A 26,512-nucleotide genomic window follows, 5' to 3' on the forward strand; every position below is an offset into this window, starting at 1 on the left:
GATATAAATGAAACATTTCTTCAAAGAATGGGGCCTATTCACCCTTGTTATTTTAATTTTTGGTATTTCCAGATTATTTTTCTGGCAACCCGTCAAAGTAGATGGTCATTCCATGGACCCAACCTTGGCTCATGGAGAACGACTCATTGTGTTAAATCACACAAAAATTGACCGTTTTGATATTGTTGTTGCAAAAGAAGAAGAAAATGGTCAAACAAAAGAAATTGTCAAAAGGGTTGTTGGAATGCCAGGCGATGAAATCAGCTATAAAAATGACAAACTCTTTGTTAACGGCAAAGAAGTTAAAGAAAAATACCTCAGTCAATATATTTCTGCCTTTAAAAAAGATAAACTCAAAAAAACCTATGCCTACAATAGCCTATTCCAAGAATTAGCCCAAAATGCTAATGCCTTTACAACAAATACAGATGGACAAACCGATTTTACCGTCAAAATTCCTGAAGGAGAATATTATCTTTTAGGTGACGACCGAATCGTCTCACGAGACAGTCGTGAAGTTGGTAACTTTAAAAAATCAGATTTTATTGGTGAGGTCAAGTTACGTTATTGGCCAATGACAAAATTAAACCAATTTCAATAAGACCTAAACCTGCCACTGGCAGGTTTTAAACTATCATCTAAGAAAGGGCCTCAGGATGGAGCACTATTTCACTGGAACAATCGACCGCATTATCTACGAGAACGCCAGTAATTTTTTTAAAATCCTTCTCTTATCTATTGAAGATACGGACAGTGACATTGATGATTTTGAAATTATTATCACTGGTACAATGGCTGATGTTTTTGAAGGAGAAGATTACACGTTTTGGGGCGAATTAACTCAACACCCTAAATACGGCCAACAAGTAAAATTAACCAGATACCAAAAAGCAAAACCGACGTCGTCTGGCCTAATTAAGTACTTTTCCAGTGACCATTTTAAAGGGATTGGAAAAAAGACAGCAGAAAAAATTGTCACTTTATACGGAGACAACACCATTGATAAAATTCTAGAAGACCCTAGTCAATTAGAGACCATAACAGGATTTTCGAAGGCCAATAGAGAAGCCTTTCTGGCAACATTAAAGCTAAATTACGGAACGGAACAGATTATTTCATCCCTTGTTGAACTTGGCATTTCAAATCGTCTTGCCTTCTTAATCTATGATTGCTACAAGGAAGAAGCCTTAGAAACTGTCAAAACCAACCCCTATCAACTTGTAGAAGACATTCAAGGAATTGGCTTTAAAATGGCTGATACACTTGCCTATGAAATTGGAATCAAAAGTGATGCTCCCGAACGCTTCCGTGCAGCACTCTTACATTCACTTTTAGAAAAATCCATCAGTCAAGGAGATACTTATATAGAAGCGCGTGATCTCCTAGAATATGCCATTAATCTCTTAGAAGATTCGAGACCAATTGAATGTCAACCCGCCCAAGTGGCTGAACAATTAAGTCAATTGATTGCTGATTCAAAAATTTATCATATTGGAACAAAACTCTTTGATGCCACCCTTTACGCATCTGAAGCAGGCATTCATAAGCATATTTCGCGTCTTTTAGAAACCCCATTATCGCAGCCTCATTCAGAGGAATCCATTGATGAAGAAATCCAGTCAATAGAAGCTTCTTTCAATATGACTTATGATAGGATTCAAAAAGAAGCCATAAAACTAGCACTTTCCAGTAAAGTTTTTATCTTAACAGGAGGACCCGGTACTGGAAAAACAACTGTGATTAGAGGTATTCTCGAGGCCTATTCCTCCTTAAACAAGATTGATCTTGAAAAAAAAGATCTTCCAATCCTCTTAGCTGCGCCAACTGGCAGAGCAGCTAGACGAATGAATGAGTTGACTGGTTTACCTAGCGCCACCATTCACCGACATTTGGGCCTAAACGGGGATAACGATTACCAAGCAATGGATGATTATTTAGACTGTGATTTAATCATTATCGATGAATTTTCCATGGTTGATACTTGGCTTGCCAACCAACTCCTAAGCTCTTTACCATCAAGCACACAAGTTATCATTGTGGGCGACAGTGACCAACTTCCCTCTGTCGGACCAGGACAAGTACTAGCCGATTTGCTAAAAGTTCCAAGCATTCCAAAAATTGCCCTTCAAAAGATTTTTAGGCAATCCGAAGATTCTACCATTGTCGATTTAGCCAATCAAATGAGACTGGGACATTTGCCAAGGGACTTTAAAGAAAAAAAAGCCGATCGCTCATTTTTTGAAGCTTACGCCCAACATATTCCAACAATGGTGACAAAAATAGTAACTTCTGCTATAAATAGCGGAATTCCAAAAGAAGAAATTCAAATTTTGGCACCCATGTACAAAGGCCAAGCCGGAATTAACCATTTAAATCAATTAATGCAAGATCTCCTTAACCCACTTGGTGATGGACAAGAGTTTCTCTTTAACGATTTACATTTAAGGAGGGGAGATAAGATTCTCCACTTGGTCAATGATGCCCAATTAAATGTTTTTAATGGCGATATTGGATATATTAGCGACTTGATTCCAGCAAAATACACTGAATCAAAACAAGATGAAATTATCATGGACTTTGATGGAACTGAAGTTACTTACCCAAGAAATGAATGGCTGAAAATCACCCTTGCTTATGCCATGAGTATCCATAAATCACAAGGAAGTGAATTTCAAGTGGTTATTTTACCAATCACGCATCAAGGGGGACGGCTGTTACAACGCAATCTTATCTATACAGCTGTCACGCGCTCCAAGAGCAAACTTATCCTACTTGGAGAATATTCAGCCTTTCATTATGCTATCCAAAAAGAAGGAGATAAGCGTCAAACTTATTTGGTGCAACGCTTTACTGATAGCTCACTAACAGAAACTCTAGATAATGACTCAGGTGACGACCACCTTCAAAATGCTCAGCTTTCGCCTCAAAAAATTACGAATGACGTCCAATACCTACCAATCAAGGACTCAGATCCTCAAGAAGAAGAGTCCTATCGCTTGACCCTCGAAAATATGTTAAGCATTGATCCTATGATTGGTCTCAAAGAAGAGGACATTCTCATCTTTTTTAATAAAAATTAACTTGATACTATAAAGTCATTAAAAGATATGTTATAATAACCTTGTATTAGTCGTTGAATACAAATTTTTTGGAGGTTCTTATGATTTCATACGAGAAAGTGCGTCAATCACTCAAAACATTAAATATTGTCATCATTGTCCTAAACTCACTCTTAGCGGTCTTTTCTATTTTTGGCATCGTCTCAATTTTACTTGTCATGAACAATGAGAAAGCTGTCGCTGCTATGGGATCTGAAGCTGCTGCCATTTTAGAGCAATCAATGACTCCTTTTTCACTTTTTGTGTCAGCAGTTGCAATAGCTTTAACAATTGCGATTATTGTGTTTACTGTGATTAATCAATCTAAATTAAAACAAAATCAAGAATTATCTTATCTGCCTTATTTCCTAGGCTTCGGAATTGTCGCATTAAATGTCATCACTCAATTGTTAACAGCACCATCACTTCTTGCCATTCTCATTCAGGTAGCCTTTTTAGCCCTCTATTTCTTTGCTTTTAAAAAAGCTAAAAGCTTAAATGAAAAAGAACAAAATATAATAGAAGAATAAAAAAAACGTCCAATGGACGTTTTTTTAGATATCAAGTGAAATATGATTCTCTTTTTCCTCTAAACTGGTTACTGTCACCCCTAGAAGACGAATTCCTGTTTGCTTTTCTTCCAGTCGGTCATAAAGGTCACAGGCTGCTTGGGAGATTGTCTCATAATCTCGTGTTAAATAATCCAGACCAACTCTTTTTGTTATGGTAGTAAAATCTGCATATCTCACTTTAATGATGACAATTTTTCCCAGACGATCATTTTTGGCCATCGTTTCTGACACCCTCTTGGCCTGTTTTGACAGTTCTGCTTTGACATCCGACTCCCCGAAAAGGAGCTTTGCGTAAGTGCGCTCACTACCAATTGATTTTCGAATGCGATTAGGCTTTACGGGTGAATTACTGATGCCTCTGGCCTTTCGGTAAAGGTCAAAACCAAATCGTCCAAAATGATCAATTAAGGTTATTTCTGGTATTTCGAGCAAATCCTTACCTGTATAAACACCTAATTCATGTAATTTTTCAACCGATTTTGTCCCAACACCATGAAATTTCTCGATAGGAAGTTCTGCTAAAAAATCTTCTACTTGATCGGGTAAGATTAAGGTCAAACCATGAGGTTTCTGAAAGTCGCTAGCAAGTTTAGCTAAAAATTTATTGTAGGAGACACCTGCTGAACAGGTAAGATGGACTTCTTGCCAAATGTCATGTTGAATCATTTTGGCTATTTTTACTGCAGATTTAATGCCTAATTTATTTTCTGTAACGTCTAGGTAGGCCTCATCAATCGACATAGGTTCAACTAAATCTGTATAACGCTTGAAAATTTCTCTAATTTCCAATCCAACTTCTTTGTACTTCTCATAATTGCCTGAAATAAAAACAGCTTGCGGGCACCTTTCGTATGCCTCTTTAGAACTCATAGCAGAATGGATGCCGAATTTCCTAGCTTCGTAATTACAGGTTGATACGACTCCACGTCCTCCTGTTTCTCTTGGGTCCTTTGCTATGACGACTGCCTTCCCTTTTAAATTAGGATTGTCACGCATTTCCACTGCAGCAAAAAAAGCATCCATATCAATATGAATAATTTTTCGTGATAAATCATTGATCAGTGGAAAAATAAGCATAAAAACCTCCTTAACTATTATACCTTTTTTAAGTGGCAATGGTATTTTTGAATCTTTCTAATACAGTTTGTGACTGTTTTATCAAACTGTATTATAAAAGAAAATCTTTTTTGTCAAGAAATTTGCTTGGGAAACCGTTTACTTTGTGTTACACTTAACTTGTAAATGTAACAGATGCTCTGTTATTAGAATTTTAAGGAGAAGATTATGGCAACTGTAAAAACTAACACAGATGTTTTCGAAAAAGCTTGGGAAGGCTTTAAGGGAACTGATTGGAAAGAAAAAGCAAGCGTTTCTCGTTTCGTTCAAGCTAACTACACACCATATGATGGTGATGAGTCTTTCTTGGCAGGAGCAACAGAACGTTCATTGAAAATCAAAAAAATCATTGAAGAAACAAAAGCTGGTTATGAAGCTACTCGTTTCCCATTTGATACGCGTCCTTCTTCAATTGCAGATATCCCTGCAGGATACATTGACAAAGAAAACGAACTTATTTATGGTATCCAAAACGATGAATTGTTCAAGTTGAATTTCATGCCTAAAGGTGGTATCCGTATGGCAGAAACAACTCTAAAAGAAAATGGTTATGAACCAGATCCTGCTGTACATGAAATCTTTACCAAATATGTAACAACTGTTAACGATGGTATTTTCCGTGCTTACACATCAAACATCCGTCGTGCTCGCCACGCTCATACTGTAACTGGTCTTCCAGATGCTTATTCTCGTGGACGTATCATCGGTGTTTATGCTCGTCTTGCTCTTTACGGTGCAGACTACTTAATGCAAGAAAAAGTTAACGACTGGAATGCTATCACAGAAATTGATGAAGAATCAATTCGTCTTCGCGAAGAAATCAACCTCCAATACCAAGCTCTAGGCGAAGTTGCAAAACTTGGTGATCTTTACGGTCTTGACGTTCGTCGTCCAGCAGAAAACGTTAAAGAAGCTATCCAATGGGTAAACATCGCATTCATGGCTGTATGTCGTGTTATCAACGGGGCAGCTACATCACTTGGACGTGTGCCAATCGTTCTTGACATTTATGCTGAACGTGACCTTGCACGTGGTACTTTCACAGAATCTGAAATTCAAGAATTTGTTGATGACTTCGTACTTAAATTACGTACAGTAAAATTCGGTCGTACAAAAGCTTACGATGCGCTTTACTCTGGTGACCCAACATTTATCACTACTTCAATGGCAGGTATGGGTAACGATGGACGTCACCGTGTTACAAAAATGGATTACCGTTTCTTAAACACCCTTGATACAATTGGTAACTCTCCAGAACCTAACTTGACTGTTCTTTGGACTGACCAATTACCTTACGCTTTCCGTCGCTATTGTATGAAAATGAGTCACAAACACTCTTCAATCCAATATGAAGGTGTGACAACAATGGCTAAAGAAGGTTATGGCGAAATGTCATGTATCTCATGTTGTGTATCTCCACTTGATCCTGAAAATGAAGAACAACGTCACAACATTCAATACTTTGGCGCTCGTGTAAACGTCCTTAAAGCACTTCTTACTGGTCTTAACGGTGGATATGATGATGTTCATAGAGACTATAAAGTCTTCAACGTTGTTGAACCAATTACTTCTGAAATCCTTGATTATGATGAAGTTATGGCAAACTTCGAAAAATCTCTAGACTGGTTGACAGACACATATGTAGATGCTCTAAACATCATTCACTACATGACTGATAAATACAACTATGAAGCCGTTCAAATGGCATTCTTACCTAGCCACCAACGCGCTAACATGGGATTCGGTATCTGTGGTTTTGCTAATACAGTTGATACACTTTCTGCTATCAAATATGCTACTGTTAAAACTATCCGCGATGAAAATGGCTACATCTATGACTATGAAGTAACAGGTGACTTCCCTCGTTACGGTGAAGATGATGACCGTGTAGACGATATTGCTAAATGGTTGATGGAAGCTTATCACACTCGTCTTGCAAGCCATAAACTTTATAAGAATGCTGAAGCTTCTGTTTCACTTCTGACTATCACTTCAAACGTAGCTTACTCAAAACAAACTGGTAACTCACCTGTTCACCGTGGTGTTTACTTAAACGAAGATGGTACTGTTAACACAAGCAAAGTTGAGTTCTTCTCACCAGGTGCTAACCCATCAAACAAAGCTAAAGGTGGTTGGTTACAAAACCTTAATTCACTTGCAAAACTTGAATTCTCACACGCTAACGATGGTATCTCATTAACAACTCAAGTATCTCCTCGTGCACTTGGTAAAACATTTGACGAACAAGTTGATAACTTGGTTACAGTTCTTGATGGGTACTTCGAAAACGGTGGACAACACGTTAACTTGAACGTTATGGACCTTAACGATGTCTACGACAAAATCATGTCTGGTGAAGATGTTATTGTCCGTATTTCTGGTTACTGTGTCAACACTAAATACCTCACTCCTGAACAAAAACAAGAATTAACACAACGTGTCTTCCACGAAGTTCTTTCAATGGATGATGCTGCTGAAGCTATATCAGGAAAATAATCACAAAAAAGAAGGTTGTCTATTGACAATACTTCTTTTTTGTATAAAATAGTTTTATGATTATCAAACAGACTCGTAACACCCTATCCAAAACTTATATAGATGCCGTCAAAATCCGTCATAAAGTATTTGTTAAAGAACAGGGTGTTCCAACAACACTTGAAATTGATAAAAATGAAGCCCTTTGCCTACACTTCACGGTTTATCATGATAAAGGCAAGGCCTGCGCTACTTGTCGCTTGCTTCCAAATAAAAGCTACAAAATCGCGACCTTGCAAAGAATGGCTGTGCTGAAAGATTATCGAGGAGACCAAATCGGTCAAACCTTGATGACCTATATCTTAGACTACGCAAGCATCCAAGGCTTTGAAAAAATTGAATTACATGCTCAACTTTCTGCCGTTGACTTCTATAGTAAATTAGGTTTTCAAACCATTGGTGACCACTTCATGGAAGCTGGTATTGAGCACGTTACCATGGAGAAAGTCTTGATGCAGCCCTAATAAAAGACAGAATCAATAGATAAAAAACCTTTAGTCAAAGACTAAAGGTTTTTTGCCATTTCAACTTGAATACAGTCCATCAATCGATCCCTATCCTTTATCCATTGATCACGCTCATCTTTTTCAAAAGTGCGATTGGTCATAAAAATAACAGCTTCTTTGTTTTCATTGAACATAATGAATGGACCTGTGTAGCCTGTATGATCTAGCCAACCATCCTTTAAACGCCAGGCTAAGGATCTAGAGGCATTGTTGTGACTATAATCCCGAAATAGTTCCTTGGACATTTCCCAATTCAGATAAAAGTCCATAAATAACTGCAAATCTTCCAGTGTCGAAAAAAGCCCCGCTGAGCCTGTATCTTCTTTTAATACCTGGGCTTTAGGATCATGGACAATGCCATCTCGATGATTTTTAAGAGTCGGAACAGCTTCTTTTCTTGGCCCAAAACTGGTCTGGGACATTCCCAGGGGTTTGAAAATCTTTTCTGAAAAGATCTGATTCAGAGTTTTTCCAAACATTTCCTCTAGCATAAAGCCTAAAATGATGAAGTTAACATCAGAATAACGGAAATTCCTATTATCTTCCAGGCTTAACTCTAGCATAGCCGCCTTCAATTGGGAAGCATCTAGTTGATTCCTATTTGGGATATATGGATTTAAACCACTAGTATGGGTTAAAAGCTGACGCACTGTCGTTTCTGAGTTCCCAAAAGCTGGGTAATAGGACTGCACACTGCGATCAAGGTCCAAGGCTCCGCTTTTATACAAATCAATACATAAAGTCCCAACTCCAACCACTTTAGAAACACTGGCTAAATCATAAACCAGGCCTTTTTGGATGGGCTCTTTTCCGTCAATGGTTCCAAAATAATAGTCTTGCCACTGCCCATCTTGATAAAGAGCTAAACTTGCTCCATGATATACTCCTGAGGTGATTTGCTCTTCTATTAATTGAGAAATAACCGTTATCATTTCATAAACCAAATTTCAATCAGACTTGGATCGGAAAGAACTAATACTGTTTCTTTTGTGTCAAGATAGATGGATAACCCTTTGGCCTCCAATTGTGATTTAAGCTTAGCCAAATCAAAATCCTTAGGGACTCCCACTTCTAGAATTTCCAAGTCCCATGCAATGTGTGGTTCGAGAGCTAAATCAGGTCCTTGCATTTGAACAAAGTCAAGCTCGATTGGAAACTCCCCTTCAAAGATTTTTAGGTAAAAATCTCGGGAGTTTTCTTGGTCCAATACGTTTAAAACAATCTTTTCAAATGTGAAGTCTGACAACCCCTTGAAAGCATCATCTTTCGTTAAGGAAGGTAGATCCGTTAGCTCAAGATGACTCACATCCTCTTCAGCATGTAGTAAAAAATGATCTCCTTCTGGAGAAATTGTTTCAAAGGCATAACCGTTTTGCCCAATATAAACTTTATCCGCTTTGGCACCATGGGCTAGCAATTGTTCAATGTCTTTTGGTTGACTTGTTTTGATAATAATTTGATTGACTTTTTTAGGACCTTCCACAGCACGCGTTCTTACTGATGGTGATTCTTCAATAACAAAACGATTTTCTTTCTTTCCATATGATGAAAAAATGGCAATGGCATTTTCTTCCGATACCAGTCTAAATCCTAAATTCTTTTGATAAAAATCAATATTTAACTGACGGTTGTTGACACGCAACACCGGAGTTTTAAAAACTGCATTTTCTAATAAAGTCATCTTTTCCTCCTAATCCTATGTTATTATAGACGAAAAAATGCGTTTTTACAAGGAATTATGCGCTCTCAATAAAGTCATTGACCGAGACTCTTTTTTCTTGTAAACTATTAGCTATGAATGATATTTTAGTATTACGTCTTATTCAAGTATTGTTAATCCTAGCAATACTTTTCCTTTTTTTCACACTCTTTTTTTATCTGCGTAAAGAAAAGATTAATCCTTTTAAACGATTTCTAACAGGATTTTGGATTGGTCTTATTACAGATGCTCTAGATACACTAGGCATTGGTTCTTTTGCTACAACAACAACGCTCTTTAAAGTGACCAAGCTCGTAAATGATGATAGTAAATTACCCGGTACAATGACTGTGGCACATGCCATTCCAGTCCTAATTCAATCGCTTTGTTTTATTTTTGTGGTTAAAGTTGAAGTATTGACACTTGTCTCAATGGCTGCTGCAGCATTTTTGGGAGCATACTTTGGGACTAAAATTACTAAAAACTGGCATACACCAACGGTTCAAGCTATTTTAGGGACACTTCTAATCCTTGCTTCTTTTATCATGGTTTTTCGCATGTGGACCAATCCAGGGGCTGATATCATTCATTCCCAGCATGGTCTCCACGGCATTTGGTTAATCATAGGTATCGCCTTTAATTTTACGATTGGCGTTCTTATGACCATGGGACTTGGAAATTACGCTCCTGAATTAATTTTCTTTTCATTAATGGGATTAAGTCCTGCTGTTGCCATGCCTGTCATGATGTTAGATGCTGCCATGATTATGACTGCTTCAAGCAAGCCCTTTATCCAGAACAAACGGGTTTCTTGGGAAGGATTCGCAGGCCTTGTTACTGGCGGTGTCGTCGGTGTTTTAACAGCTGTTCTCTTTTTAACGCGTCTTAATATTGATAGTCTCAAAAAATTAGTCGTTGTCATCGTCATTTTTATCGGTCTGATGCTAATCAGATCAGCATTAAAACCATCCATTGGATTAACCATAAATAAAAAAGAGGCTTAAGCCTCTTTTTGTTATTATTTAATGTATAAGAATTTGAATGCAGCTACTGCAAGAATAGCAGCTGCGATTGGTGCTACTACAGGAACCCAAGCATACCACCATTTTGAATCAGATTTTGCTTCACCTAAAACTGATTTAGGTAAGAAATGGTGAACGATACGAGGTCCAAGGTCACGTGCTGGGTTCAATCCAGGTCCTGTTGGTCCTCCTAAAGAAGCAACAAGAGTCATAACTAAGAAACCAATACCAACGTGAGCAACTGATAGACTTCCTGAAATGTATGGAGAAACTTGGTCTTGAGCCATTGTTTTATCATAACCAGCTGCAACCAATTTTCCAACTAATTCTGCACCAAAATAATTTTTGGTTAATGCAAGTGCACCAAAGAAAAGAACGAATGACCCAACAAACTCATTAGCAAAACCATTAATGAGTGAAGCTTTTTGGCTTTCTTTAGTTCCATCATCAAGTGCTGAAATAGTTGAAAAAGAACCTAGAATTGGATTTGGATTTTCAGTTTTCTTAAAGTAAGGACTATAAACACCTACAACAACTAATTGACCAAACATTGCTCCAAGAACTTGTGCCACAATGTAAGGAAGTACATGTGCCCAAGGGAATAAACCTGAAACAGCTAGTCCTAGTGTAAAGGCAGGGTTAATATGGTTTCCTGAAACATTACCAAACATAAGCGCTGGCATCATAACCCCAAAACCATAACCTAAAGCAATAATAACCCAACCAGAGTTATTTCCTTTAGTTCCTTTTAAGTCAACGTTTGCTACGGCACCATTACCAAGAATGATTAATAATGCTGTTGCAATAAATTCTGTGATATACTTCACAGTCCATGTAACATCCATGTTTTTTGAGTTCCTCCAATTTTTAATATTTTAGACAAGTACCATTTTATCAAGTATAATAGACAATGTAAAGCAAGTTCAGAGAATAAAAACGTTTACTTATATGAATCAAGGGAGGTCAAATGCGCTATAATCAATTTTCCTACATCAAAACGGATGGACAGGTTGCCAAAAAAGAATTAGAAAATCTTGGTTTCCATTTCCCAATATCCAATAAGCCAAAAGAAATTTTTAGGAGTTTTTTAAACACTTATTTCTTCCAAAGTTCTGATAAAGATTATCAAATAGCATCTTTTATTGCAGATTTTGAAACTGATCTTCTTTCTTTTTTTAATGCTGACAAACCATTAACTAAAGAAATCTTTGATATGGTATCTTTACAACTCTTAGGTTTTATTCCAGGTTTCGATTTTGAAAACCTCAAGGAATTTACTAGCCAAATAGCTTTTCCGGTTCCATTTAATGAAAATGATTTTTTTGCTAGCATTCATCACCTACTAGGAACTCGTCATAAGAATGGAATGCTCTTAATTGATGACTTGATTAGTAAAGGTTTTTTAGGTCCTGATAATACCTATCATTTTTTTAATGGCAAAACGCTAGCAACTTTTGATACCAGTCAACTGATTAAAGAGGTTGTCTATGTTGAAGCACCAATTGATTCCGATAATGACGGTAAGAGTGATCTGATTAAAGTCATGATTTTGCGACCTAGAAGTCAGAAGCAAATACCAACAGTCATGACAGCCAGTCCTTATCATCAAGGGATTAACGAAGTTGCTAATGATAAAAAACTGCATTCCATGCAAACAGACCTACCGTTAAAAGAAGCACACAAAATTCATGTCGCGGATTCTTCCATTTCGACACTAGTCTGTGAAAGTGCTGACCTCCCAATCACAGAAAACACAGAGCAATTCTCTTATATTGATTCTTACACATTGAATGATTACTTCTTGTCTCGTGGTTTTGCAAATATCTATGTTTCTGGTGTTGGAACAGCAGGTTCTGATGGTTTCATGACCTCAGGTGATTATGTACAAATTGAAAGTTTTAAGGCTATTATTGATTGGCTAAATGGTCGAGCTAAGGCCTTTACAAGTCATAAAAGAGAAGCTTATGTTCTTGCAAATTGGTCCAATGGAAAAGTCGCAACGACAGGCAAATCCTATCTTGGTACCATGTCTAATGGTTTAGCTACAACGGGAGTTGAGGGGCTTGAGCTCATTATTGCCGAAGCTGCTATTTCTTCATGGTATGACTATTATCGTGAGAATGGCCTCATCTGTAGTCCTGGTGGTTATCCTGGAGAAGATTTAGATGTCTTAACAGAACTCACTTATTCACGTTCCTTACATGCTGGTGATTTCTTAAGGCAAAAAGAAAAGTATTATCAGTTGTTGAATCAGCAATCTCAAGCTATTGATCGTGATAGTGGGGACTACAATCAGTTTTGGCATGACCGCAATTACCTTCCAAATGCTAAGAATGTTACCTGCGAGGTCGTTTTTACCCATGGTCTTCAAGATTGGAATGTCAAACCAAGACAGGTTTACAGCATGTTCAATACTCTTCCGGATTCTGTAGCGAAACATTTATTCCTTCATCATGGGCAACACGTCTACATGCACAATTGGCAATCCATTGATTTTAAAGAATGCATGAATGCGCTTTTGTGTCAAAAATTGCTTGGCATTGCATCAAACTTTCAATTACCAGCTATCCTATGGCAAAACAATCAAGAAGAACAAAAATGGCAAAGCCTAGAAGAATTTGGAACCTCCAACACATTTCGTATTCCTCTTGGAGAGGGCTTTGCTAAGATTTCTAACCAATATTCAACAGAAACTTTTGAAAGGTATAGTAAAGATTTCAAGAGTTTCAAAAGAGACTTATTCTCTGGGAAAGCTAACCAGCTTTCGCTAGAGTTCCCGCTCGATCAAGACCTTCAGCTTAATGGTGAAGCAATTCTTCACCTCTCCTTAACATCAAGTGTCTCTAAAGGTCTAATTTCTGCTCAGCTTTTGGACAAGGGGCTAAAAAAACGTCTCGGAGATACGCCAACTATTCTTGACCTAAAAGTAATGGATAATGGGCAAAACTTCTCTAGGGAAGATTTAAAAGAATTGCCGATGCGAGAGTCTACGGAGCGCGTCATTTCCAAAGGCGTCCTTAATCTACAGAACCGTGATGATTTACTAGAAGTCCAGTCAGTCGAAGCTGATCAATGGCTATCTTTTGACTTTAAGTTACAACCTAGTCTATACCAGCTCCGTAAAGGAGATTGTTTACAAGTTCTTTTATATACGACAGACTTTGAACATACTGTAAGAGACAATAGTGATTATGAATTAAGGATTAACCTAGAAAAATCTTACCTATCATTACCTATTGCTTAACGTAATAAATCTTAGTTGATAAAGGAGTTCATATGACATTATTAGCACATGAAACATATGGTGAGAGCCAACATTTTTGGTATCAAGAGTCTATTTTACAGGAACATGACTATGGACTAATCTTTAATCATCATCAGGATTGGATTGATAATCTTGTCAAGATTATCTTATCTGATATATCTCCTGACAATGATACCAGTGATTATTTTTGGTATTTTGGACCTAAATTGGAAAATATGGTCTTAATGGTTCGGTATAAGGATAATCACTTTGACATCCAAATTAATGTAAAAGACTTTGATTTTGCTCTCCACCTAGACCTTATTAAGGACTGGAAGGAAGCATTACTGATGAAACTACAAGAAGAACAATCTTAAAAAAGAAAAAACCTTAATAGGTTTTTTCTTTTTTAGTGTTTTAATTTCATAAAAACCGAAGTGTCGTCTAAAAAAATATCATCAACAGATACGGATAAAGCCGCTGCAATGAGTCTAAGTTTTTCATATTTAGCACGTCTAAGCATGGCAACATCCTTTTCATAACGAGCTATGGTTCTAATGGAAATCCCTGTCTGTAGAGCCAATTCTTCTTGAGTTAGTCGACGATGTTTTCTTATTTCTCGTAAACTTCTTTTTCTCACTGAAACACCTCCTATATATCACTTAAATTAAATACAGATGATAATATTATTATAGACTTCGGTTTTTATGAAGTCAAGTTTTTCTTGCAAAAATAGTTGATTTTTTTCAAATATATTTTGAATTTATGCCATTTGTGGTATGATTAGGTATATAACCTGACAAAGGAGTCCGATAATGACCGATAAGATATCTTACTTCTCTAGTAATTTAAAATACCTAAGATTAAAAAATAATATCGATCAATTAGAACTTGCTCATAAATTAGGCCGAAAAAGTGCATCAACCATTAGTGAATGGGAAAGTGGTAAATACACACCAAAGCAAGAAACAACGCAACAAATTGCAGCCTTCTTTAAAGTAAGTCTAGATGATTTGGTGGGTGGCGATTTAACCAAATACCCCTTATCCGATAAAGAAGAATCCCTTCAAGACATTTCCTATATTTCTGAGCATCTAGATTCAGAACTTAAGCAAAAATGGATTGAATTGGGACAAGAATTACTGAATAAACAAGATAAGAAATAAAAAGCATGAGATTGAAGGAAGGCCCTTCAACTACATGCTTTTTTAGTCAATTATGGGTATGGTGCCATTTTTACTTATCTAACACCATACCTTTTACAACTCTTTCCTCAAGTCAACAGGATATTGAGTTTTTATCTTATTCTTTCAGGACTCGCTTGTTTCTTGGGCAATCTATATGGGGGGTATGTTTCAGATAAGATTGGCTATAAAAAATCACTTTTGTTAGGAACCTTTTGCCAAGTCCTATTGACACTACTTCTTTTTATCTTCCAACACCATTTTTGGATCAGTCTTATTCTTTTCTTCTGCTGGCAATTTATGGGGTGGTTTGTTGGTCTTCAATTAAATACAGGAATCAGCATAAGGCCCCAAAACAAATCAAGTTTTATTTTAAGCTTAAACAGTTCCAACATCCAACCAGGACAAGCCATCGGCTTAAGTATTGCCGTTTTAGTGATTAAAGCTTTTGGTATTCAAAGCCTTACTCTTTTAACACTTTCTTCTGCCCTTCTTGTTCTCATGATCGCATCACTCTTAAAAGAAAGAAACTAAAATAGAAGCCTTCCATTTGGAAGGCTTCTATTGATGAAATCTTTTATAAGATTTCCCCGTTACTTGCTGTAACTTGTTTATACCAGTCATAGGAATCTTTTTTACTACGTTCAAGTGTTCCTGAACCATCATTGTTGCGGTCTACATAGATAAAACCATAACGCTTTTTCATTTCCCCTGTTGTGAAGGAAACACAGTCAATACAGCCCCAAGGTGTATATCCCATCAGTTCAACGCCATCTTCATTGATGGCTTTTTCCATTTCTTGAATGTGAGATTTCAAATAATCAATGCGGTATTGGTCATGAACAGATCCATCTTCTTCTTTAACATCAATGGCGCCAAAACCATTTTCAACAATAAATAATGGTAGTTCGTAGCGCTCGTAAAATTGATTCAAGGCATAACGTAGGCCAATTGGATCAATTGCCCAACCCCAATCAGATTCTTTTATAAATGGGTTCTTAACATTATAAGGGTTTGAAGCTTCAATTGTTTTTGACAAATCAGCCATTTCTTTTTGGGAATCGACAACATTAGTCATGTAGTATGAGAAGCCAATATAATCCACTTTACCATTTGCTAAAATAGCTTTGTCTTCTTCAGTGATTTGAATATTAAATCCTTTACGTTCAAACATCTTCAAAGCGTAGGCAGGGTAGTGTCCACGAACTTGTACATCACAGAAGAACCAACGATCATGCATCGCCTGGCTAGCTAACAAGACATCCTCAGGACGACAAGAGAATGGGTAAATTGGAACCATGGCAATCATGTTCCCAATAAGGAAGTCTGGATTGATTTCTTTCCCCACTTTAACCGCCAAAGCTGAGGCTAGTAGAGTGTGGTGACCACAGATGTACATCGCTTCTTCAGGATTCTCATAATCTCCAAAATGAGCTCCAGAATTTGTCCAACCAAAGATATCATTATGGTAATTCATTTGGTTGTTGATTTCATTGAATGTCATCCAGTATTTGACTTTATCTTTGTAGCGTCGGAAAACAACCTCAGCAAATTTCACAAAGAAATCAACCGTCTGACGGTTCATAAAGCCACCATATTCTTTGGCAATATGATAAGGCATTTCAAAGTGAGAAAGGGTAATAACAGGCTCTATTCCATATTTCAAAAGCTCATCAAAGACATTATCGTAGAATTGCAGACCTTCTTCGTTTGGTTCCGTTTCATCTCCATTTGGAAAAATACGTGACCAAGCTATTGAGGTACGGAAACATTTGAATCCTAAGTCAGCAAACATAGCAATATCTTCTTTGTAACGATGATAAAAATCAATACCAACATGGTTTGGATAGTAATTGCCTTCAAGAACACCGTCAGTAATGACACGAGGAACACCATGAGCACCTGCTGTCATAACATCAGCAACACTTAAACCTTTAGATGTTTCAAGAACACCACCTTCAAATTGGTGAGCCGCTAAAGCGCCACCCCATAAAAAATTCTTTGGAAAAGTCATTTTTTCTCCTCTTTTCTATTAATTAAAACAATATATGAATCATAAGACCAGCAAGGCAACCACCTATCAGCATAGCTGCCAAATTATGAAGATGAACCTTTATACCCAACCCACGAAAAAGACCGTAAGCCAAGAGACCAATCGCTGTCGCATATCCCATATCAATAAAGACAGACGACCCTTGATGTATTAAGGGATGGGCCATACCATGGTTTAAAAACCAGATAGGTCCAATAATCATAAATGCTGCCAAGAAACCACCTTTAGCATCGAAACGATCAACCATTTTCCCCCAAAGTTGCAAAATGGTAAAAGGTAACAGAAAGCCACCAAGAAGGGTTGTGAAAAATTGTATCAGGGTCATTTTTCTGCTCCCTCTATTTTCCAATAGAGCCAACCAGCTAGGATTGCTCCTAAAATTAAGGTAAAGAGAGTAGGTAATGCAGCCAGAGTTTCAGAAAAGCCCGCTTTTAAAGCTGTTTTTACTAGAACAGAAGTCGCAATGGCTCCCCCCATATCAATGGCCAAATGTTTCCCTTGACTGATAAATCCTTTATAGTGACAAATATACCAGGTAGGTCCGATGACAATTGCTCCCGCAATGAAACCTGCAAACAGTCCAAAAGGAGTGGCAAATAATGGCCAAAAGATATTAATCATCATAGCAGCAAAACAATAGGCTAATATACTTTTTAAAAAGGACACTTTCTGACTCCACTTCTCTTTCGTTAAGGAAAATGATTCGCTTATGGTTTTATGATATCAAATGATATAATAAATGAAGAGAATTTCAATCATTTTGAACCCTTGTTTACAAATATAGGGCTTATTAAGCAGAAATTTTGGAACTTTGTTCCAAAGGAGACAGTTTTATGTTTATAAATGAAAAAATTGAACTTAGTGCTTTTTCGCCAAGCGAGCAAAAGGTTGTCGATTTTATCCTCAAAGAAAAAGAGCACATTAGTGAATGGTCAACTAGCCAGATTGCTAAAGAAACCTATACCTCGAAATCCACTTTAGTCAGAATATCACAAAAATTAGGATTTTCCGGATGGACTAGCTTTCGACAAGCCTTCCATGAAGAAGTGACATATTTACTCAAGCAAGCTGACGCACATGATGCTAACTTGCCTTTTGATAAAACTGATAATAATTTGGAAATTGCTAGTAAATTAGCCCATTTAAAAAAAGAAGTTATCGATGAAACCCTTCACTTAAGCAGAAACAAGGACTTAAACAAAGCTATTCACTTGATTTCGCATGCAAGAACTGTTCATCTCTTTGCTGCAAGCAATAACTTACACAATGGACGTGAGTTTGCTCATAATATGAAACGCATCCAAAAAGACGTTCAACTCCATGATTTACATGGTGAAATCCATTTTGATGCATTACTGGCTGAAGAGGATTCTTGTGCCATTATCATTTCCTATTCTGGTGGAACCTTAAGTTTAATCAAAGTAGCTCAAATCTTAAGGAAAAAGGAAATTCCTATTATTGCACTAACAAGTCTTGGAGATAATCCCATCTCCCAACTCTCGCAAGTGACGCTTCGCCTTTCTACCAAAGAAAAACTCTATTCCAAAATTGGGACTTATGCTACGGATACTTCCATTACCTTTATTTTGGATTTGCTCTATTCGATTTATTTTCGTCAAAACTATGATTACAATTTAGCATTCCGTCAAAAAACATCTCAAGAAATTGAAACGGAACGTTTTTCCTATTCCCCAATTACGGAGGAAACAAGTGAGTTTTAGAAGTGTTCAAAAGGTGTTTTTACAATTGTGGTAAGCGTTTTCCTTTGCTAAAATAGTATTATAAAAACAAAGGAGAATAAGCCTATGGCAACTATCAGTCGGTATCAAACAGAAAGCCTTGTAAAGGCCAACCCACATCTTTCTGCCACAAAAACTGTGATTGAGACGGCTTTTTATGGTAACAATGTTCGTCACATTTCAAACCTACAAGAAGCCTATCAATTGGCAAGTACTGCACCTAATACCATCTTATTAGATCAAAAAATTACCCATGCCAAAGAATTAGGGCTAGAAGAAGATTGCCGAGTCTTATTGGCAAATGGTGGTGCCGTTGTCGGTCGGACTGCAAAAGCACGTCGTATTTACGGAGAAAATACTCAAGAAGATCAAAAAATTGCGAAACTGTTACGTGAAGCCATTTACCAAGGGAGTTTTAAACCTTTCCTTGCAGGGCATGCTGTTGTTGGTTTAGACCAGCAATTTATGGTTTCTGCCCATATCATGATGCCTGAAACAGAAAGTAACAATCTTTACTCATGGTTGTTAAACTTTCAAATCCTTGATGAACACTATCAAAGATTACTTGAACAATCTATAGCTTTTGATGAAAATGATATTTTCCTCTATTTTGATCCTTCATGGAGTCATCCAGACTATCCTGATGGTTTAGCTTATTTTGACACAAGACAGAATGTGGCTGCCATTTTAGGAATGCAATATTTTGGAGAAATCAAAAAAGGGACTCTAACCCTAGCTTGGGCAACAGCTGCTCGTCATCATTTTGTGGCTTGTCATGGTGGCCTAAAAGAATTTCGTCGTCACCAAGACATTTATGTGGCTTCCTTTTTTGGCCTATCAGGGTCTGGCAAATCAACACTAACACATGCAAAACATGATGGCAAATATGATATTCAGGTCCTTCATGATGATGCCTTTGTTATTTCTACCAAGGATGGCTCGTCTGTTGCTCTTGAGCCTGCTTATTTCGATAAAACCAGTGATTATCCTGCTGGTCACCCAGAACAAGAGTTCTTCTTAACAGTCCAAAATTGTGGTGTCACTTTGAATCATGAGGGAAAAAGAGTTCTTGTTACAGAAGATATCCGTAATGGCAATGGTCGTACTGTAAAGTCACGTTTTTCTACTCCAAATCGTGTCGATTGTATCCACGAAGGTCTCTCGTCTATTTTTTGGATCATGAAAGACGACTCCCTACCACCATTGGTAAAAGTGGACGATCCAGTTTTAGCTTCCGCCCTTGGATGTACTCTGATGACCAAACGATCAACAGCTGAAAATGTTTCTGGTGACTTAGGAAGCTTGGTCATTGAACCATATGCCAATCCATTTCGGATTTATCCTCTAGTTGACGATTTTGAAAAATTCCACGATTTGTTCGTTTCAGGCGTTGAATGCTATATTATTAACACTGGTCATTATTTAAACCAGAAAATTAGCAAAGAAACAACACTTTCTTGTATTGAAAAAGTCGTTGATCATGAAGCTTCTTTTATACCTTTTGAACATGTAACCTCTTTTTCATACTTACCTGTTGACTCTATTTCTGTGAACGAGAGTGATCAAGATTATTTAAAACTTCTTTATGATCGAATGGCCTTCCGTTTAGAATTCTTAAAACAGTTACAAGACAATCAAGTGGACCATCCCTTAATCGCTGAAAGCATCTCTAAAATAGAAGGGATTTTAGAAGAACTATTAGAAAACTAAAAAACAATAAGGAAATATTTCCTTATTGTTTTTTTATGTCATGTCAATGTTAACCGTCACTTTCTGAACAGGAACATCGTAAAAAGGATCTTCACGTCGCCCTAAGAAATCTTGAGCTTGTTTAGGGAAGGAAGCATAGCTTAGGACATCTTCATCAGTTTTAGCATAGGCTGCAATTTCTTTGCGCAATTGTGGTAGCTGTGGTTCGATAAGATCAGCTGGGCGTACCGTAATGACTGCTTCATCACCAATAATTTTTTCTTTGATTCCTTCTGCTAGTGGAGCTGGAGGTCGGCCATAAAAACCTCGAACGTAGTCTTTAATCTCATTTGGAACCACTTTGAAACGTTCACCTGAAATGACATTCATCAAGGCTTGTGTTCCGACCATTTGTGATAATGGCGTTACAAGCGGTGGATAACCCAAATCAGCTCTCACTCGTGGCACTTCTGCTAAGACATCATCATATTTATCTGCAAGACCTTGTTCGGTTAATTGACTCAGTAAATTAGATAACATACCGCCAGGTACTTGATAAATCAATGTTTTGGGTTCAACATCTTTGACTTTTGGATTCAGCAGGCCTTCAGCTCGGAAATGGTCACGGACACTGTTGAGATGCGCAGCCACTTTTTCGACTTCTTTTAAGTCAATTCCGGTTTCAAAGCCAAGATCTTCTAATCCCATAACAACTGATTCTGTTGCGGGTTGACTTGTTCCTCCGGCAAATGAAGAAACTGCTGTATCTATAATATCTGCGCCAGCTTCCACAACTTTAAGATAAGTCATTTCTGAGATGCCACTGGTTGCATGTGTGTGTATTTCTAATGGTAAATCAACAACTGCTTTGATTCCTTTAACGAGATCATAGCCAGTTTGCGGTGTCAGAACCCCAGCCATGTCTTTTATACAAATGGAATCTGCACCTATTTGAGCATAGTCTTTGGCTAATTGAACAAAGTAGTCAACGGTATGAACTGGGCTTGTTGTATAGGAAATCGCTACTTGTGCATGTCCACCAAATTCTTTTGTGGCTGCTACTGCTGTTTGTAAGTTACGAGGGTCATTTAAAGCATCAAAAATACGAATGATATCGATGCCGTTTTCAATAGATTTTTGAACAAATCCTCTCACGACATCATCTGCATAATTTCTGTAACCAAGTAAATTTTGACCTCTTAGTAACATCTGTAATTTTGTATGTTTTACGGCTTTACGTATTGTACGTAATCTTTCCCAAGGATCCTCATTGAGAAATCGAAGACAGGAATCAAAGGTGGCTCCGCCCCATACTTCTAAGGCATGATAACCTGCCTTATCTAAATTTTCTAAAATTGGTAACATTTGTTCGGTGGTCATTCGAGTCGCAATTTGACTTTGTTGACCATCTCTAAGTACTGTTTCCGTGATACGGACTTTTGTCATCTCATTCCTCCTTTGCAGTCTTATATGTGTCGTCAATCAATTGAGAAATGACTGCTTGCATCTCTTCAATACTATGTTTTCTTGAGCGTCCGCAAGCTTTGGCATTATCAGAACAGACAAAACAAGTCCGTGCTGGTAGCCCTATATCTTGACGACTAATGGCCTGTAAGTGCCCGTCCATTAAAGAAAGGACATCTAAATCAAATAAGCGTCCTAATGGATGGTGACTCTCCAAGTCAATCATTTTTTCTTTTAGGTGTTGAGCACCCATATCTGTTACCAAATAATACTCATTACCTGTTTTCAAGGGTAAATAATGCTCAACTTTAGTGTCAACGCCAGACAATTGCCTTTTGATATCTCCTATAAAATCTTCAAAGATATCTTGTAAAATCGGTGATGTTTTAACTTCCCCTGGAATATTCATGGTTACCGATAGGAGATTAAACTCGGGATTAGATGAAAGGAGTGATAGATGCCGAAAACTTCTTTGCTCCCTAGCATCCATCATTTCTTCCAGAGTGATTGCATCACCACTAAAAATCAATTCTTTAGACATTTCTTACCACATCAATAAGTGACCCGTCACGGTACTCAATTAAGGCAACAACTTTGTCACCATATTCAATAGGATCAGGTTGGCCTACAATAGCATAAGCTTTTTCTTTTAATTCTTCCACAGTATATTGTGGAACCTTTAAGTCTTTGAAGTGTTCTACTAAATCTTGGCGATTTGGATTAATGGCAATACCAATTTCAGTAACAATGACATCAACGCTAGTTCCTGGAGTGATAACTGTGTTAACTTGATCCACAAAGGTTGGAATGCGTCCTCTTACTAATGGTGAAATAACGAGACTCATTTTGGCTGCAAATGCTGTATCACAATGTCCTCCTGAAGCACCACGAATGACACCGTCAGAACCTGTCATAACGTTGACATTAAAGTCTGTGTCAACTTCCAATGCAGACAAAACACAAGTATCTAATTGATTAATAACTGAACCTTTACTCAATGGTGAAGCGTACATATTGGCATCAATTTCATAATGTTGGCTGTTTTGATCTAGAGAAATCGCAGACGGGTGGTCAAAATCTTGAACATCCATAATTTTTTCAACGAGACCTTCTTGCAATAGTTCAACCATTGCATTTGTAATACCACCTAAAGCAAAGCTTGCTTTTATGCCATCTTTAATCATTTGCTCTCTCATATAACGAGTAACAGCTAAAGAGGCTCCGCCTGTTCCAGTTTGGAAAGAAAAACCTTCTTTATAGTATGGAGAGTTGGTGATAACTTTTGAAGCATACTCTGCAATGAGCAACTCTTTTGGATTTTTCGTAAAGCGTGTTGCACCTTTTGCAATTCCTTCTGGATCACCAATGGCATCAACTACAACCACATAATCTACATCTGTCTGTGGAATAGAGATTGGGGTATTTGGATATGGCATTAAAGTATCTGTGATGATAACTACTTGGTCAGCATATTTAGCATCAATTATGGCATAACCTAAAGAACCACAAGTCGCTTTTCCTTTTGTTCCATTAGCATTTCCATAGGCATCTGAACTTGGAGCTCCTAAGAAGGCAACGTCAATATGAATATCCCCTGCAGCAATAGCACGGGCACGACCGCCGTGTGAACGGATAACAACTGGATTTTCCATGATTCCTGAAGAAATAGCTGCGCCGACTTTATCGCGGAGTCCGGAAGAGGTAATGTTGGTTACCACACCATTTTTGATATGATCAATCAATGGCTCATGGACATTTGCAATAGAACTTGGGGCAATAGAAATATTTTTGATACCCATATTGGCAATTTCTTCCAAGACCATGTTCATGACATAATCTCCTTCACGGAAGTGATGGTGGAAAGAAATGGTCATGCCGTCTTTTAAGCCTGTTTTTTCAATGGCTTCTCGAATACTTGACAAGAGTTTATCATCTTGTGGTTTAACGGGTTTAATACGACGGCTTGCTTCTTTATATTCTTTAATATGTGCCAATTCCCCTTCAAAAACACCATAGTTATCTGCATAGGTTTGAGGAATGTCACGATTTACTTTATTCATTACCATTATAAGTCCTCCTCTGTTATCAAGCCAGCAGCCTTGGCAAGCATAATAACACGTTCTGCACGTTCAACAATTGGTTTATCCACCATTTTCCCTTTAAGTGAGATAACACCTGATCCCTTACTTTCTGCTTCACGAATTGCCCAAATAACTTCTTTGGCATTCTGAATTTCTTTTTCAGTTGGTGCATAAATCTCGTTAACAAGAGGAATTTGTCGTGGGTTAATCACAGATTTTCCATCAAATCCGAGTTGTTTGATAGCACGAACTTCATTTTGGAAACCTTCCGTATTATTAACATCAGAGTACACCGTATCAATAGCTGCAATTCCTGCTGCGCGTGCTGCATGAAGAATCATACTACGGGCAAAGAAAAGCTCTTGTCCATCTGGGTGACGACGTGTTTTCATATTGGTTACGTAGTCTTCAGCTCCCAAGGCAATACCAATAAGACGGTCTGATGCCTTGGCAATATCACGCGCATTTAGAACCCCTTCAGCAGATTCAATGGCAGCCATCATTTTGGTACGACCAACTTCAATACCATTTTCACGTTCTACACGTTCAATAACTGCCTCAACATCTATAATATCTTGAGCTGTTTCAGTTTTTGGTAAACGGATAACATCAACACCTGCAAGTACGACAGCTTCAATATCCAAAGCCCCTACGGTATCAAGACCATTGACCCGAACAACAGTTTCCACTTGGCTATAATCAAAAGTTTTCAAGGCAAAATGAACCAAGGCGCGGGAAGTATCTTTTTCTTTTAAGGATACGGAATCTTCCAAGTCAAACATAATGGAATCTGCACCATAAAGTGGCGCATCACGTAACATGGCAGCATTTGCACCAGGGACAAACATCATTGTTCTTCTTAAACGTTCCATGAGTCAATCTCCTTCCAGTTATACTGATCAAGACCTGCTGCGCGATGAACCGCAGCAATGGTACGAGCTTGAATGGTACAATCTAAAGCACCTTTGTCCACAGCTTGTACTAAAACCCCATTAACACCTAAGTGTTTTAGCGTTTCTTCAATGACTTGACGAATGCGACGTCCAAATTGTTTTTCAACACTACTTTCTAAATCAATGGTAATACCATCGGTAGCTGGGTTAACAGTTATCATGATATCACTAGATTCTAAGCTTCCTGCAACTGCAGTTTGCATAATATCCATTTCTTCACCTCTTCATTTTATTTCAGAAATTTTGATAATCTGTTGATTTCTTTTTAATCAGCAGGTAATAGTTTAATCAATAGCTCTGCTACAATGTACAGGATGCCTAATACAATGAAGACACCTGCCATTCCTAGTCCCATAAGCTCAAAAGCTTTGGTTAAATCTTCCATATTCATATTCATAATTATATCCTCTTATCTTTTTTCAACTTATTAACTAAAGAATGATAGTAAGAGTCCACCAGCTATAACTGACGCAATCTGACCAGACACGTTTGCACCAACAGCATACATCAATACAAAGTTTTGTGGGTCTTCATCTGTTGCCATTTTTTGAATGACACGACTTGACATTGGAAATGCTGAAATTCCAGCTGCGCCAATCATTGGATTAATTTTATTCTTACGGAAGAGATTTAATATTTTGGCAAAGAGCACTCCTCCGATGGAATCCATGATAAATGCGACTAATCCAAAGAGAATAATGAGTAAAGTTTGCACATTTAAGAAAAGCTCTGCTTGCATTTTAACAGAAATAGTTAAACCTAATAGGATTGAGACAATGTTAACCAATTCGTTTTGAGCAGTCATTGAGAGACGATCCAACACCCCACACTCACGTAATAAATTACCAAACATTAGGAAACCTACTAATGGCAATGAGATTGGAGCGATAAAACCGGCAACAAAGGTAATCACAATCGGGAATAAAATTTTGGTTAATTTTGAAACACTTTCAGCTTTATAAGTCATGCGAATAGCACGTTCTTTTTTAGTAGTCACTAATTTAATAGCAAAAGGTTGAATGATCGGAACTAAAGCCATATAAGAATAAGCAGCTACTGTAATAGGTCCTAAGAGTTTTGGTGCTAACTGATTGGCCACAAAGATTGACGTCGGACCATCTGCTGCACCTATGATACCAATTGATGCTGCTTCTTTAATATCGAAACCAGCCAAAACAGCCACAACGACAACAAAGAAAATACCAAACTGAGCTGCAGCCCCAAAAAGGAGCATAAAAGGATTTTGGAGGAGAGGACCAAAGTCAATCATCGCACCAATCCCAATAAAGATAAGGAGTGGGAATAACTCTGTACCAATCCCAATATTGAAAAGCGTATCAAAAACACCTTCTTGATGAACACCATTGACAACTTGCGTCAAAACTCCTGTCCCTGGGAAGTTTACCAAAATGGTACCCAGACCCATTGGTACTAAAAGAGTTGGTTCATATTCTTTTTTGATACCTAAATACATTAAGACACCACCAATTACCATCATCACAATCTGTGGGATAGTAATGGAAGTCAAACCTTGAATTAAAATTTCCACTAGACACT

Annotated in this window: 26 protein-coding genes and 1 pseudogene; 12 read left to right on the forward strand and 15 right to left on the reverse strand. The window is 37.6% G+C overall.

The window, feature by feature from the left end; all coding sequences use genetic code 11:
- Nucleotides 1-7 precede the first annotated feature (7 nt).
- From lepB to DQM95_RS08585, 3 genes are all read left to right on the forward strand, one after another.
- On the forward strand, nucleotides 8-601 hold the full coding sequence (lepB, locus tag DQM95_RS08575) for a signal peptidase I (RefSeq protein WP_015911870.1): 594 nt from the start codon (nucleotides 8-10) through the stop codon (nucleotides 599-601).
- A 55-nt stretch (nucleotides 602-656) separates the two neighbouring features.
- Nucleotides 657-3,080: an SF1B family DNA helicase RecD2 gene (recD2, locus tag DQM95_RS08580; protein ID WP_037592706.1), complete on the forward strand. Its 2,424-nt coding sequence runs from the start codon at nucleotides 657-659 to the stop codon at nucleotides 3,078-3,080.
- Between the two features lie 80 nt (nucleotides 3,081-3,160).
- Nucleotides 3,161-3,628: a hypothetical protein gene (locus DQM95_RS08585; protein ID WP_037592703.1), complete on the forward strand. Its 468-nt coding sequence runs from the start codon at nucleotides 3,161-3,163 to the stop codon at nucleotides 3,626-3,628.
- Between the two features lie 24 nt (nucleotides 3,629-3,652).
- Here DQM95_RS08585 and dinB read toward each other — a convergent pair whose 3' ends face one another.
- A complete protein-coding gene (gene dinB, locus DQM95_RS08590; RefSeq protein ID WP_037592701.1) occupies nucleotides 3,653-4,747 on the reverse strand; it encodes a DNA polymerase IV in 1,095 nt (364 codons plus the stop codon).
- A 207-nt stretch (nucleotides 4,748-4,954) separates the two neighbouring features.
- Between dinB and pflB the strand changes: the two genes are divergently transcribed.
- Together pflB and DQM95_RS08600 are read left to right on the forward strand one after the other, a co-directional pair.
- Nucleotides 4,955-7,282 carry a formate C-acetyltransferase gene (pflB, locus tag DQM95_RS08595; RefSeq protein ID WP_037592699.1) on the forward strand — a complete coding sequence of 776 codons (2,328 nt, stop codon included), beginning with the start codon at nucleotides 4,955-4,957 and terminating at the stop codon, nucleotides 7,280-7,282.
- A gap of 56 nt (nucleotides 7,283-7,338) precedes the next feature.
- A complete protein-coding gene (locus tag DQM95_RS08600) occupies nucleotides 7,339-7,785 on the forward strand; it encodes a GNAT family N-acetyltransferase (RefSeq protein WP_037592697.1) in 447 nt (148 codons plus the stop codon).
- A 41-nt stretch (nucleotides 7,786-7,826) separates the two neighbouring features.
- Here DQM95_RS08600 and DQM95_RS08605 read toward each other — a convergent pair whose 3' ends face one another.
- Together DQM95_RS08605 and DQM95_RS08610 are read right to left on the reverse strand one after the other, a co-directional pair.
- The gene (locus tag DQM95_RS08605; RefSeq protein WP_037592694.1) at nucleotides 7,827-8,759 is read right to left on the reverse strand and encodes a serine hydrolase domain-containing protein; all 933 of its coding nucleotides are present in this window, start codon (nucleotides 8,757-8,759) and stop codon (nucleotides 7,827-7,829) included.
- Nucleotides 8,756-9,508 carry a CppA N-terminal domain-containing protein gene (locus DQM95_RS08610; RefSeq protein ID WP_037592692.1) on the reverse strand — a complete coding sequence of 251 codons (753 nt, stop codon included), beginning with the start codon at nucleotides 9,506-9,508 and terminating at the stop codon, nucleotides 8,756-8,758. The genes DQM95_RS08605 and DQM95_RS08610 overlap by 4 nt, the downstream gene beginning before the upstream one ends.
- A gap of 113 nt (nucleotides 9,509-9,621) precedes the next feature.
- Here DQM95_RS08610 and DQM95_RS08615 point away from each other — a divergent pair, with 113 nt between their 5' ends.
- Nucleotides 9,622-10,530: a sulfite exporter TauE/SafE family protein gene (locus DQM95_RS08615; protein ID WP_037592799.1), complete on the forward strand. Its 909-nt coding sequence runs from the start codon at nucleotides 9,622-9,624 to the stop codon at nucleotides 10,528-10,530.
- 14 nt (nucleotides 10,531-10,544) lie between these two features.
- On the opposite strand, the gene gla is transcribed toward DQM95_RS08615, so the two are convergent.
- Entirely contained in the window at nucleotides 10,545-11,393 is an 849-nt protein-coding gene (gla, locus tag DQM95_RS08620; protein ID WP_015911879.1) for an aquaglyceroporin Gla, read from the reverse strand.
- A 122-nt stretch (nucleotides 11,394-11,515) separates the two neighbouring features.
- Between gla and DQM95_RS08625 the strand changes: the two genes are divergently transcribed.
- Together DQM95_RS08625 and DQM95_RS08630 are read left to right on the forward strand one after the other, a co-directional pair.
- Nucleotides 11,516-13,792, forward strand: a complete 2,277-nt coding sequence (locus tag DQM95_RS08625) for a Xaa-Pro dipeptidyl-peptidase (protein ID WP_037592690.1) — start codon at nucleotides 11,516-11,518, stop codon at nucleotides 13,790-13,792.
- A 32-nt stretch (nucleotides 13,793-13,824) separates the two neighbouring features.
- The gene (locus DQM95_RS08630) at nucleotides 13,825-14,169 is read left to right on the forward strand and encodes a hypothetical protein (protein WP_015911881.1); all 345 of its coding nucleotides are present in this window, start codon (nucleotides 13,825-13,827) and stop codon (nucleotides 14,167-14,169) included.
- Nucleotides 14,170-14,201: 32 nt separating this feature from the next.
- Here the strand turns inward: DQM95_RS08630 and DQM95_RS08635 are convergent, their stop codons facing one another.
- The gene (locus DQM95_RS08635) at nucleotides 14,202-14,432 is read right to left on the reverse strand and encodes a helix-turn-helix domain-containing protein (protein WP_015911882.1); all 231 of its coding nucleotides are present in this window, start codon (nucleotides 14,430-14,432) and stop codon (nucleotides 14,202-14,204) included.
- 175 nt (nucleotides 14,433-14,607) lie between these two features.
- Here DQM95_RS08635 and DQM95_RS08640 point away from each other — a divergent pair, with 175 nt between their 5' ends.
- Together DQM95_RS08640 and DQM95_RS08645 are read left to right on the forward strand one after the other, a co-directional pair.
- Nucleotides 14,608-14,958: a helix-turn-helix domain-containing protein gene (locus DQM95_RS08640; protein WP_037592688.1), complete on the forward strand. Its 351-nt coding sequence runs from the start codon at nucleotides 14,608-14,610 to the stop codon at nucleotides 14,956-14,958.
- A gap of 48 nt (nucleotides 14,959-15,006) precedes the next feature.
- A pseudogene (locus DQM95_RS08645) lies at nucleotides 15,007-15,510 on the forward strand (MFS transporter); the annotation flags it as partial.
- Nucleotides 15,511-15,553: 43 nt separating this feature from the next.
- Here DQM95_RS08645 and DQM95_RS08650 read toward each other — a convergent pair.
- The 3 genes from DQM95_RS08650 to DQM95_RS08660 are packed head-to-tail and all read right to left on the reverse strand — an operon-like array spanning nucleotide 15,554 to nucleotide 17,695.
- Nucleotides 15,554-16,990 (reverse strand): 6-phospho-beta-glucosidase, encoded by a 1,437-nt coding sequence (locus tag DQM95_RS08650; RefSeq protein ID WP_015911885.1) that lies wholly within the window; start codon nucleotides 16,988-16,990, stop codon nucleotides 15,554-15,556.
- Between the two features lie 22 nt (nucleotides 16,991-17,012).
- Nucleotides 17,013-17,354 (reverse strand): Lin0368 family putative glycerol transporter subunit, encoded by a 342-nt coding sequence (locus tag DQM95_RS08655; RefSeq protein ID WP_111686003.1) that lies wholly within the window; start codon nucleotides 17,352-17,354, stop codon nucleotides 17,013-17,015.
- Complete coding sequence (locus DQM95_RS08660) at nucleotides 17,351-17,695, reverse strand: Lin0368 family putative glycerol transporter subunit (RefSeq protein WP_037592686.1); 345 nt, start codon at nucleotides 17,693-17,695, stop codon at nucleotides 17,351-17,353. Before DQM95_RS08660 ends, DQM95_RS08655 begins: the two co-directional genes overlap by 4 nt.
- Nucleotides 17,696-17,862: 167 nt before the next feature.
- On the opposite strand from DQM95_RS08660, the gene DQM95_RS08665 reads away from it, so the two are divergent.
- On the forward strand, nucleotides 17,863-18,750 hold the full coding sequence (locus DQM95_RS08665; RefSeq protein WP_037592685.1) for a MurR/RpiR family transcriptional regulator: 888 nt from the start codon (nucleotides 17,863-17,865) through the stop codon (nucleotides 18,748-18,750).
- Nucleotides 18,751-18,834: 84 nt separating this feature from the next.
- Nucleotides 18,835-20,478, forward strand: coding sequence for a phosphoenolpyruvate carboxykinase (ATP) (locus DQM95_RS08670; RefSeq protein ID WP_046393698.1), 1,644 nt, complete (start codon nucleotides 18,835-18,837; stop codon nucleotides 20,476-20,478).
- A 33-nt stretch (nucleotides 20,479-20,511) separates the two neighbouring features.
- On the opposite strand, the gene DQM95_RS08675 is transcribed toward DQM95_RS08670, so the two are convergent.
- From DQM95_RS08675 to DQM95_RS08705, 7 genes are read right to left on the reverse strand one after another with little or no spacing between them, the layout of a single operon-like run.
- Nucleotides 20,512-21,903: an oxaloacetate decarboxylase subunit alpha gene (locus tag DQM95_RS08675; protein ID WP_111686004.1), complete on the reverse strand. Its 1,392-nt coding sequence runs from the start codon at nucleotides 21,901-21,903 to the stop codon at nucleotides 20,512-20,514.
- A 1-nt stretch (nucleotide 21,904) separates the two neighbouring features.
- Complete coding sequence (gene citX, locus DQM95_RS08680; RefSeq protein ID WP_046391591.1) at nucleotides 21,905-22,462, reverse strand: citrate lyase holo-[acyl-carrier protein] synthase; 558 nt, start codon at nucleotides 22,460-22,462, stop codon at nucleotides 21,905-21,907.
- Complete coding sequence (gene citF, locus DQM95_RS08685; protein ID WP_037592683.1) at nucleotides 22,455-23,987, reverse strand: citrate lyase subunit alpha; 1,533 nt, start codon at nucleotides 23,985-23,987, stop codon at nucleotides 22,455-22,457. The genes citX and citF overlap by 8 nt, the downstream gene beginning before the upstream one ends.
- Entirely contained in the window at nucleotides 23,987-24,874 is an 888-nt protein-coding gene (gene citE, locus DQM95_RS08690; protein WP_037592681.1) for a citrate (pro-3S)-lyase subunit beta, read from the reverse strand. The genes citF and citE overlap by 1 nt, the downstream gene beginning before the upstream one ends.
- Nucleotides 24,862-25,167: a citrate lyase acyl carrier protein gene (gene citD, locus DQM95_RS08695; protein ID WP_015911893.1), complete on the reverse strand. Its 306-nt coding sequence runs from the start codon at nucleotides 25,165-25,167 to the stop codon at nucleotides 24,862-24,864. The genes citE and citD overlap by 13 nt, the downstream gene beginning before the upstream one ends.
- Before the next feature lie 53 nt (nucleotides 25,168-25,220).
- Complete coding sequence (locus DQM95_RS10155; protein WP_037592795.1) at nucleotides 25,221-25,346, reverse strand: OadG-related small transporter subunit; 126 nt, start codon at nucleotides 25,344-25,346, stop codon at nucleotides 25,221-25,223.
- Between the two features lie 36 nt (nucleotides 25,347-25,382).
- Nucleotides 25,383-26,504: a sodium ion-translocating decarboxylase subunit beta gene (locus DQM95_RS08705; RefSeq protein WP_015911895.1), complete on the reverse strand. Its 1,122-nt coding sequence runs from the start codon at nucleotides 26,502-26,504 to the stop codon at nucleotides 25,383-25,385.
- Nucleotides 26,505-26,512 lie beyond the last annotated feature (8 nt).

The sequence above is a fragment of the Streptococcus uberis genome, from assembly GCF_900475595.1.
Taxonomy (GTDB): Bacteria; Bacillota; Bacilli; order Lactobacillales; family Streptococcaceae; genus Streptococcus; species Streptococcus uberis.

Excerpts from the sequence above, each read along its gene's own strand:
- lepB (WP_015911870.1), top strand. The coding sequence starts at position 8 with ATGAAACATTTCTTCAAAGAATGGGGCCTATTCACCCTTGTTATTTTA.
- recD2 (WP_037592706.1), top strand. The coding sequence starts at position 657 with ATGGAGCACTATTTCACTGGAACAATCGACCGCATTATCTACGAGAAC.
- DQM95_RS08585 (WP_037592703.1), top strand. The coding sequence starts at position 3,161 with ATGATTTCATACGAGAAAGTGCGTCAATCACTCAAAACATTAAATATT.
- dinB (WP_037592701.1), bottom strand. The coding sequence starts at position 4,747 with ATGCTTATTTTTCCACTGATCAATGATTTATCACGAAAAATTATTCAT.
- pflB (WP_037592699.1), top strand. The coding sequence starts at position 4,955 with ATGGCAACTGTAAAAACTAACACAGATGTTTTCGAAAAAGCTTGGGAA.
- DQM95_RS08600 (WP_037592697.1), top strand. The coding sequence starts at position 7,339 with ATGATTATCAAACAGACTCGTAACACCCTATCCAAAACTTATATAGAT.
- DQM95_RS08605 (WP_037592694.1), bottom strand. The coding sequence starts at position 8,759 with ATGATAACGGTTATTTCTCAATTAATAGAAGAGCAAATCACCTCAGGA.
- DQM95_RS08610 (WP_037592692.1), bottom strand. The coding sequence starts at position 9,508 with ATGACTTTATTAGAAAATGCAGTTTTTAAAACTCCGGTGTTGCGTGTC.
- DQM95_RS08615 (WP_037592799.1), top strand. The coding sequence starts at position 9,622 with ATGAATGATATTTTAGTATTACGTCTTATTCAAGTATTGTTAATCCTA.
- gla (WP_015911879.1), bottom strand. The coding sequence starts at position 11,393 with ATGGATGTTACATGGACTGTGAAGTATATCACAGAATTTATTGCAACA.
- DQM95_RS08625 (WP_037592690.1), top strand. The coding sequence starts at position 11,516 with ATGCGCTATAATCAATTTTCCTACATCAAAACGGATGGACAGGTTGCC.
- DQM95_RS08630 (WP_015911881.1), top strand. The coding sequence starts at position 13,825 with ATGACATTATTAGCACATGAAACATATGGTGAGAGCCAACATTTTTGG.
- DQM95_RS08640 (WP_037592688.1), top strand. The coding sequence starts at position 14,608 with ATGACCGATAAGATATCTTACTTCTCTAGTAATTTAAAATACCTAAGA.
- DQM95_RS08650 (WP_015911885.1), bottom strand. The coding sequence starts at position 16,990 with ATGACTTTTCCAAAGAATTTTTTATGGGGTGGCGCTTTAGCGGCTCAC.
- DQM95_RS08655 (WP_111686003.1), bottom strand. The coding sequence starts at position 17,354 with ATGACCCTGATACAATTTTTCACAACCCTTCTTGGTGGCTTTCTGTTA.
- DQM95_RS08665 (WP_037592685.1), top strand. The coding sequence starts at position 17,863 with ATGTTTATAAATGAAAAAATTGAACTTAGTGCTTTTTCGCCAAGCGAG.
- DQM95_RS08670 (WP_046393698.1), top strand. The coding sequence starts at position 18,835 with ATGGCAACTATCAGTCGGTATCAAACAGAAAGCCTTGTAAAGGCCAAC.
- DQM95_RS08675 (WP_111686004.1), bottom strand. The coding sequence starts at position 21,903 with ATGACAAAAGTCCGTATCACGGAAACAGTACTTAGAGATGGTCAACAA.
- citX (WP_046391591.1), bottom strand. The coding sequence starts at position 22,462 with ATGTCTAAAGAATTGATTTTTAGTGGTGATGCAATCACTCTGGAAGAA.
- citF (WP_037592683.1), bottom strand. The coding sequence starts at position 23,987 with ATGGTAATGAATAAAGTAAATCGTGACATTCCTCAAACCTATGCAGAT.
- citE (WP_037592681.1), bottom strand. The coding sequence starts at position 24,874 with ATGGAACGTTTAAGAAGAACAATGATGTTTGTCCCTGGTGCAAATGCT.
- citD (WP_015911893.1), bottom strand. The coding sequence starts at position 25,167 with ATGGATATTATGCAAACTGCAGTTGCAGGAAGCTTAGAATCTAGTGAT.
- DQM95_RS10155 (WP_037592795.1), bottom strand. The coding sequence starts at position 25,346 with ATGAATATGGAAGATTTAACCAAAGCTTTTGAGCTTATGGGACTAGGA.